Raw genomic sequence first — 564 nt, forward strand, 5'->3', positions numbered from 1 at the left:
TGACCTCCGCCAGTATTTCAGCGACGTTCTCTACAGCCTGAAAACCACCGCCGGGGATGGCTACGTTCACGTGCTCATTGAGCATCAGTCCTCACCCGACAAACATATGGCTTTTCGCCTGATACGCTATGCTGTGGCCGCCATGCAGCGACACCTGGAAGCTGGCCATAAGAAGCTGCCCCTGGTGATACCGGTCCTGTTCTATACCGGTAAGCGCAGTCCGTATCCGTACTCCACCCGGTGGCTGGATGAGTTTGACGACCCGAATCTGGCATGCACACTTTACAGCAGCGCTTTTCCGCTGGTAGACGTTACGGTCATTCCGGATGATGAAATCGCTGGCCATCGCAGTATGGCCGCCCTGACTTTACTGCAAAAGCATATTCATCAGCGGGACCTGGCTGAACTGGTTGATCGGCTGGCACCCATTTTGCTGGCCGGATATCTGTCTTCATCGCAGGTAATATCGCTGGTACACTATATAGTGCAGGCAGGCGAAACAGCCGACGCCGGAGCCTTTGTACGCGAACTGGCACAGCGTGTGCCGCAACACGGAGACGCACT

The 564-nt window shown here is 55.7% G+C and carries 1 protein-coding gene; it reads left to right on the plus strand.

Going from position 1 to position 564, the window contains the following annotated elements; translation table 11 throughout:
* On the plus strand, positions 1–564 hold a 564-nt coding region (locus tag IAE27_RS29340), incomplete at both ends, for an Rpn family recombination-promoting nuclease/putative transposase (protein WP_200093437.1).

The organism is Klebsiella sp. S69 (assembly GCF_016516145.1).
Lineage (GTDB): Bacteria > Pseudomonadota > Gammaproteobacteria > Enterobacterales > Enterobacteriaceae > Klebsiella > Klebsiella oxytoca.